The organism is Brevibacterium sp. LAARM3_SD1 (assembly GCF_057364765.1).
The window spans coordinates 1-6,334 of record NZ_JBNFOL010000062.1 but is presented as its reverse complement, the minus strand read 5'-3'; the positions used below and the strand labels follow the sequence as shown (position 1 = coordinate 6,334).

The following is a 6,334-nucleotide window of genomic DNA, read 5'->3' as shown; positions in this document are numbered from 1 at the left end:
CAACCTCGCGCGAGGTTGCTGGGCCGCCGTCAGGTAGTAGTGAGGTTCTGTTCAGACGGTCGAGATGATTCCCCGTTCGGTCAGGCGGGAGGCCAGGCCGGCCCCGTCGGGGGCATAGATCCACGGCACGCCTTGGCCGCGACCGTGACGCTTCGACCGTCCACCGGCCCACACGGCCTCACCGACGGTGAGCTGTCGGATCGCGACGGCGGCGACGTTCTTCGGGTGGTTCTCAACGAACTCCCCGTAGATCTCCTCGTCGTTCTGTCCGTCGTCGCCGATGAGCAGCCACTTCATCCACGGGAATTCCCTGGCCAGACGTTCCAGCGAATTGCGCTTGTGCTCCTTGCCCGACCGGAATACCCGGGTCGTCGTCGGCCCCCAGTCGGTGAGAAGCAGCGGACCCATCGGATAGAGATTGCGGGAGAGGAAGCGCTTGAGCGTCAGCGCCGAGTTCCACGCTCCCGTCGACAGGTAGACCATCGGAGTGTCCGGGCGCATGAATGTGATGCGGTCATAGAGCACGGCCATTCCCGCCACCGGGGACCGTGCGTGCTCGCTGAGGACGAACGTGTTCCACGCAGCGAGGAAGGGCCGCGGCAGCGAGGTGACCATGACCGTATCGTCGATATCGGAAATGATGCCGAAGGTCGAATCCTCACCGATGATGCGCACGGCAGCCGAGTCGACGAGCGAACCGTCGGTCCACAGTTCGATCTCCGTCTCCCCCGGTTCGAAGTCTCCGGGGATCACGGTGTCGATGATGCCGCCGCGGTCGGCAGTGACCATATGCTCTTCGTCGTTGACCCGCACCCACGCCGTGTCATTGGGCAGAGGCACGCTGACGAAGGACTTCCACCCGCGGATGCTCGCGTGGACATCGGCGGCCGGCTGACCGTTCGGGGTGAGCACCAGTCGCCCGAGCACCCGCACCCAGCCGGTTCCGCCATAGGTGTCATAGGCGATGACGGTGCGCTGGTAGGCGTGGTCGGTGGCCCGATTCTGGATCCAGCCGTTGAACCGGTCCTCCACCCGCGCAGCGGTGTGGAGCATATCCGGTGTGAGGTTGAGCGGTCCCGCGTCGGGTTTCTTCTTCCCCACGATCAGATGAAGCCGATCTTGTCATAGACCTCGCGCAGGGTCGCCTCGGCGATGGTGCTGGCCTTCTCCGCCCCGCGGTCGAGGATCGTCTGCAGCTGAGCCCGGTCCTCGAGGAGTTCCACCGTGCGCTCCCGCACGGGTGTCAGTGTCTCCACGGCCACCTCGGCGAGGTCGACCTTGAGGTGACCGTACATCTTCCCTTCGTACTCGGCGACGATATCGTCGACCGAGCGCGAGGTCAGGGAGGAATAGATCGTCAGCAGGTTCGAGACTCCCGGCTTGTTCTCCGGGTCGAAGGCGATCTCGGTTCCGTCGTCGGTCACCGCGGACTTGATCTTCTTCGTCAGGGTCTTCGCATCGTCGAGGATGTCGATGCGGCCCTGCGGGCTGGGCTGAGACTTCGACATCTTCGCCCCCGGATTCTGCAGGTCGTAGATCTTCGCGGTCGCCTTGAGGATCTGCGCCTCGGGCACGGTGAAGGTCTTGCCGAAACGATAGTTGAAACGTTCGGCGAGGTTGCGGGTCAGCTCGAGGTGCTGGCGCTGGTCCTCACCGACGGGAACGAGCTGCGGGTTGTACAGGAGGATGTCCGCGGCCATCAGCGCCGGGTAGGTGAGCAGTCCCAAGGACACATGCTCCTGCTTCGCGGATTTGTCCTTGAACTGAGTCATCCGACTCGCCTCACCCATCGAGGTGGTGCATTCGAGGACCCAGGACAGCTGCGGATGGGCGGGCACCTGTGACTGGACGAAGATCGTCGACTTCTCCGGATCGAGACCGGCGGCGATGAACTGCGCGGCCGTGCGCAGGGTGCGTTCCCGCAGTTCAGCCGGGTCCTGCTCGACGGTGATCGCGTGCATGTTCGCGATGAAATAGAAGGCATCGTGCGACTCTTGGTGAGTCACGAACTGCTGCAGGGCTCCGATGTAGTTGCCCAGATGAAGGGAATCGGAGGTGGCTTGGATACCTGAGACAGTGCGCGGCTGTGAAGAGTTCGTCATAATCCTATGATGCCATCTACCCTGCCGGGGTCTGATCAGGCGTCCGGTCTGGTGTCGGGGATCACGCCCGACCGCGCACGAGCGGTGTAGTTCGTATCCGATCACATGATTCACCAAGGTGTCTCCCAGTTCTCGAACATCTGTCGAGCAGTGGCCAGCGACGGTCCGATCATGCTGTGAACTCAACAATCCTGATGCGTCATCTCTCAAGGAGGAGGACTATGTCGGTCGAATACATCAAGACCGAGGACGACCTTCCGCCGGTCGCCGTGGTCGAGAAGCCACGCTGGACACCGGCGAAGATCGTGCTGTGGGTGGTCATCGCCGGCGCGGGCTGGTCGATGATCGCGTTCGTGCGAGGTGAAGAGCTGTCCGCCAGTTGGTTCGTCGCCGCAGCCGTCGGCAGCTACCTCATCGGCTTCCGCTTCTACGCGAAGCTCATCGAGTGGAAGATCTGCCGCCCGAATCCGAAGCGCGCCACCCCAGCCGAGCTCAACGACAACGGCCGCGGCTTCGCGCCGACCGATCGCCGAGTCCTATTCGGCCACCACTTCGCTGCGATCTCCGGCGCCGGCCCTCTCGTTGGACCGATCCTCGCCGCCCAGATGGGCTAACTGCCCGGAACCCTGTGGATCGTCTTCGGCGTCATCCTCGCCGGCGGTGTCCAGGACTATATGGTCCTGTTCTTCTCCATGCGCCGCAACGGCCGCTCGCTGGGACAGATGACCCGCGATGAGCTCGGCCGCACGGGCGGAATCATCGCCTCCATCGGCATCATCCTCATCATGGTCATCCTCATCGCGGTCCTCGGCGTCGTCATCATCAACGCACTGGCCGAAAGCCCCTGGGGCGTCTTCTCCATCGCGATGACCATTCCGATCGCCGTGTTCATGGGCATCTATATGCGCTACCTGCGTCCCGGCAAGGTCGTCGAGACCTCGGTCATCGGCATCGTGCTGCTCGTCATCGCGATCGTCGCCGGCGGCTGGGTCCACAACTCGCCGTTCTGGTCCGAGGTCTTCCACCTCGACAAGGTGACTCTGGCCTGGTGCCTGATGATCTACGGCTTCCTCGCCGCCGTGCTGCCGTTGTGGGTGCTGCTGGCCCCGCGCGACTATCTGTCGACGTTCATGAAGATCGGCACCATCGTGCTGCTGGCCGTAGGCATCCTCATCGTCAACCCGACCGTGCAGATGCCTGCACTGACCGAGTTCGCATTCAACACGGCAGGTCCGGCATTCGCAGGAGCCCTGTTCCCATTCCTGTTCATCACCATCGCCTGCGGAGCGTTGTCGGGCTTCCACGCTCTCATCTCCTCGGGAACGACCCCGAAGCTCATCGAGAAGGAGACGCAGGCTCGCCTCATCGGCTACGGCGGAATGCTCATGGAGTCCTTCGTCGCGATCATGGCGCTGGTCGCCGCGATCTGCCTCGACAAGGGCCTCTACTTCGCGATGAATGCCGCCGAACCGCTCACCGGCGGAACGGTGCAGGGCGCATCGGACTTCATCAACAACTCCTTGGGCATGTCCGGAGTGGAGACGAGTCCGGAGATCCTCGATCAAGCGGCCAAGGACGTCGGCGAGGAGAGCATCGTCTCTCGCACCGGCGGAGCCCCGACGCTGGCGATGGGAATGGCCCACATCCTCCACAATGTCTTCGGCGGACCGGCCTGGATGTCGTTCTGGTACCACTTCGCCGTGATGTTCGAGGCCCTGTTCATCCTCACCACGATCGATGCTGGCACCCGCGTGGCCCGTTTCATGCTCTCGGATGCACTCGGCAACTTCTCGAAGAAGTTCCGGGACCCCTCGTGGACTCCGGGTGCGTGGCTGACGACGGCGATCATGGTCGCCGCCTGGGGATCGATCCTGCTCATGGGAGTCACCGACCCCCTCGGCGGCATCAATACGCTGTTCCCGCTCTTCGGCATCTCGAACCAGCTGTTGGCCGCGATCGCACTGGCCGTCATCTTCGCCATCGTGTGCAAGATGGGCCTGGCCAAGTGGGCGTGAATCCCGGGCATTCCCCTCATCTGGGATCTGCTGGTCACGATGGTCGCCTCGTGGCAGAAGATCTTCTCCTCCGACCCGAAGCTCGGGTACTGGGCACAGCACTTCGCCTACAAGGACGCGCTGGCCGCCGGAGAGACCTCGATGGGCGACACCGAAGGAGTTGCGGCGATGAGCGCCGTCGTTCGCAACACCTTCGTCCAGGGCACCCTGTCGATCGTCTTCGCACTCCTTGTCGCGATGGTCGTCGTCATGGCAGTCTGGAAGTCCATCGAGGCCATTAAGAAGGGGTCCCTGCCGACGACGGAGGAACCTTTCGTCGAGACGAAGATGTTCGCTCCGGCCGGTCTCATCGCGCGCAAGCCCGAGCGCGAGCTGCAGGCACAGTGGGACGACCACGAGGCAGGAAGGCAGAAGGAATGAGCACTGCACATCTGCTCAGCCGCATCGCCAATGCTCCGTGGGGATCTCTGCGACGAGGTGTCGCCTGGCTGCACTGGTACCTCAAGGAGATCATGGGCGAGAACGCCTATATCCACTACCTCGAATCCTACGAGCGCCGCCACGGCACTCGTGAGGGTGCGATGGAGGAGAAGGCGTTCTGGCGTGATCTCACCGATGAGCAGGACCGCAATCCCAAGGCGCGTTGCTGCTGAGATTCTGAAGCTGCCTGCGTCTCGGTATGCTGAGAAGACAGCGAAGAGCCCGGGGACTCAGGACATCTCGTCCTGAGTCCCCGGGCTCTTCGCCTGTCGTTCGAACTGCGGTCAGGACTGGACGGAGGGGAGGTCGTAGTCGATGACCAGCGGAGCGTGGTCCGACCAGCGTTCGGCCCAGCTGTCCGCCTTGTCCACGGTGGCCTTGACCGCGGCCTCGGCCAGGGCCGGGGTGGCCATCTGGTAGTCGATGCGCCATCCCGTGTCATTGTCGAAGGCCTGTCCGCGCATCGACCACCAGGTGTAGGGGCCGTCGACGTCGCCGCTGATCCGGCGGTGGACGTCGACATACCCGATCTCACCGAAGAACCTATCGAAATAGGCGCGCTCCTCCGGCAGGAATCCCGACTTCTTCCGGTTGGCCTTCCAGTTCTTCAGGTCACGCTCGGTGTGGCAGACGTTGAGGTCGCCGGTGATGAGAACGTGGTCGGCGGTCTGCGCCAGCTGCGGCATCCGTTCGATCATGCGGTCGAGGAACCGGTACTTGTCATCCTGCTTGGGAGTGTCGGCCTCGCCGGAATGGACGTAGGCGGACACGAGGGTCAGCAGCGATCCGTCGCCGAGGCGGAAGTCCGTCTCCACCCACCGTCCGGCCCGGTCGAAGTAGCCGTCGTCGCCGAGTCCCTCACGCACCGCCTCGGGTTCGGTGCGGGCCATCACGGCGACGCCGGCGCGGCCCTTGGCCTCCGCGTCGTGGCTGATCGTGGTGTAGCCCGTGTCGGCAAGGACACCGTGCGCGATATCGTTGGCGGCGCGCACCTCCTGGAGAGTGATGAAGTCCGGTTTCGCGGCATCGACCCAGGTGGGCATCCCCTTTCGCCATGCTGCGCGGACTCCGTTGACGTTGACTGAAGCAATCCGAATCATGTGATCTATGATGACATGGAGCGCACTATTCTTCCGGGACAGGGCGTTATAGAGTGAGGGTAAGAACGAACACATCAGGAGGCGCAATGGCCGTTGACGAAACTATTGATACCGAGCAGCTGAGCATCAGTCCGCTCGATGAGGTCGACGCCCGCGAGATGCGCGAATTCCTGCTCGACGCCCAGGCGAAATTCTGGGGAGACCGCGATCTCAGCGGTGACCACGACGCCTACTGGTTCCGTCAGTTCGACACCTCGGGACTCGTTGCCCGCTACCGCTCGGAGATCGTCGGCTACCTGCTCGGTGTCATTCCGCACGAAGGACCCGCGTACATCCACCTGGTCGCAGCACGCTCGGATTTCCGTCACCAGGGCATCGGCCGTCACCTCTACCAGCACTTCATCGACCGGTCCCGTCAGCTCGGAGTCGCCTCGGTGCAGGCGACGACGATGCCGGAGTCGTCGGGTGCGATCTCCTTCCACTCCTCCATGGGCTTCAGCGGCGAGCTCATCGAGGACTACGCCGGTGCGGGCAATCCTCGCGTCTTCTTCGAGCTCAAGCTCGCAGAGGACTGACCCACCAACAACCTCCCAGAACTACCTGACGGGGGCCCAGCAACCTGGCGCGAGGTTGCTGG

5 protein-coding genes and 1 pseudogene are annotated in these 6,334 nt (G+C 63.4%); 3 read left to right on the top strand and 3 right to left on the bottom strand.

Annotated elements, in window-relative coordinates:
• Positions 1 to 51 precede the first annotated feature (51 nt).
• Both AC2W7L_RS18350 and trpS read right to left on the bottom strand, forming a co-directional pair.
• Positions 52 to 1,101, bottom strand: a complete 1,050-nt coding sequence (locus AC2W7L_RS18350; RefSeq protein WP_486005612.1) for an App1 family protein phosphatidate phosphatase — start codon at positions 1,099 to 1,101, stop codon at positions 52 to 54.
• 2 nt (positions 1,102 to 1,103) lie between these two features.
• Positions 1,104 to 2,102, bottom strand: coding sequence for a tryptophan--tRNA ligase (gene trpS / locus AC2W7L_RS18345; protein WP_486005611.1), 999 nt, complete (start codon positions 2,100 to 2,102; stop codon positions 1,104 to 1,106).
• 221 nt (positions 2,103 to 2,323) lie between these two features.
• Between trpS and AC2W7L_RS18340 the strand changes: the two are divergent.
• Both AC2W7L_RS18340 and AC2W7L_RS18335 read left to right on the top strand, forming a co-directional pair.
• A pseudogene (locus AC2W7L_RS18340) lies at positions 2,324 to 4,537 on the top strand (carbon starvation CstA family protein).
• On the top strand, positions 4,534 to 4,770 hold the full coding sequence (locus AC2W7L_RS18335; protein WP_486005610.1) for a CstA-like transporter-associated (seleno)protein: 237 nt from the start codon (positions 4,534 to 4,536) through the stop codon (positions 4,768 to 4,770). The pseudogene AC2W7L_RS18340 and the gene AC2W7L_RS18335 overlap by 4 nt, the downstream one beginning before the upstream one ends.
• Positions 4,771 to 4,881: 111 nt before the next feature.
• On the opposite strand, the gene AC2W7L_RS18330 is transcribed toward AC2W7L_RS18335, so the two are convergent.
• Positions 4,882 to 5,697 (bottom strand): exodeoxyribonuclease III, encoded by an 816-nt coding sequence (locus AC2W7L_RS18330; protein WP_062244407.1) that lies wholly within the window; start codon positions 5,695 to 5,697, stop codon positions 4,882 to 4,884.
• 86 nt (positions 5,698 to 5,783) lie between these two features.
• On the opposite strand from AC2W7L_RS18330, the gene AC2W7L_RS18325 reads away from it, so the two are divergent.
• Positions 5,784 to 6,272, top strand: a complete 489-nt coding sequence (locus AC2W7L_RS18325; protein WP_486005609.1) for a GNAT family N-acetyltransferase — start codon at positions 5,784 to 5,786, stop codon at positions 6,270 to 6,272.
• Positions 6,273 to 6,334 lie beyond the last annotated feature (62 nt).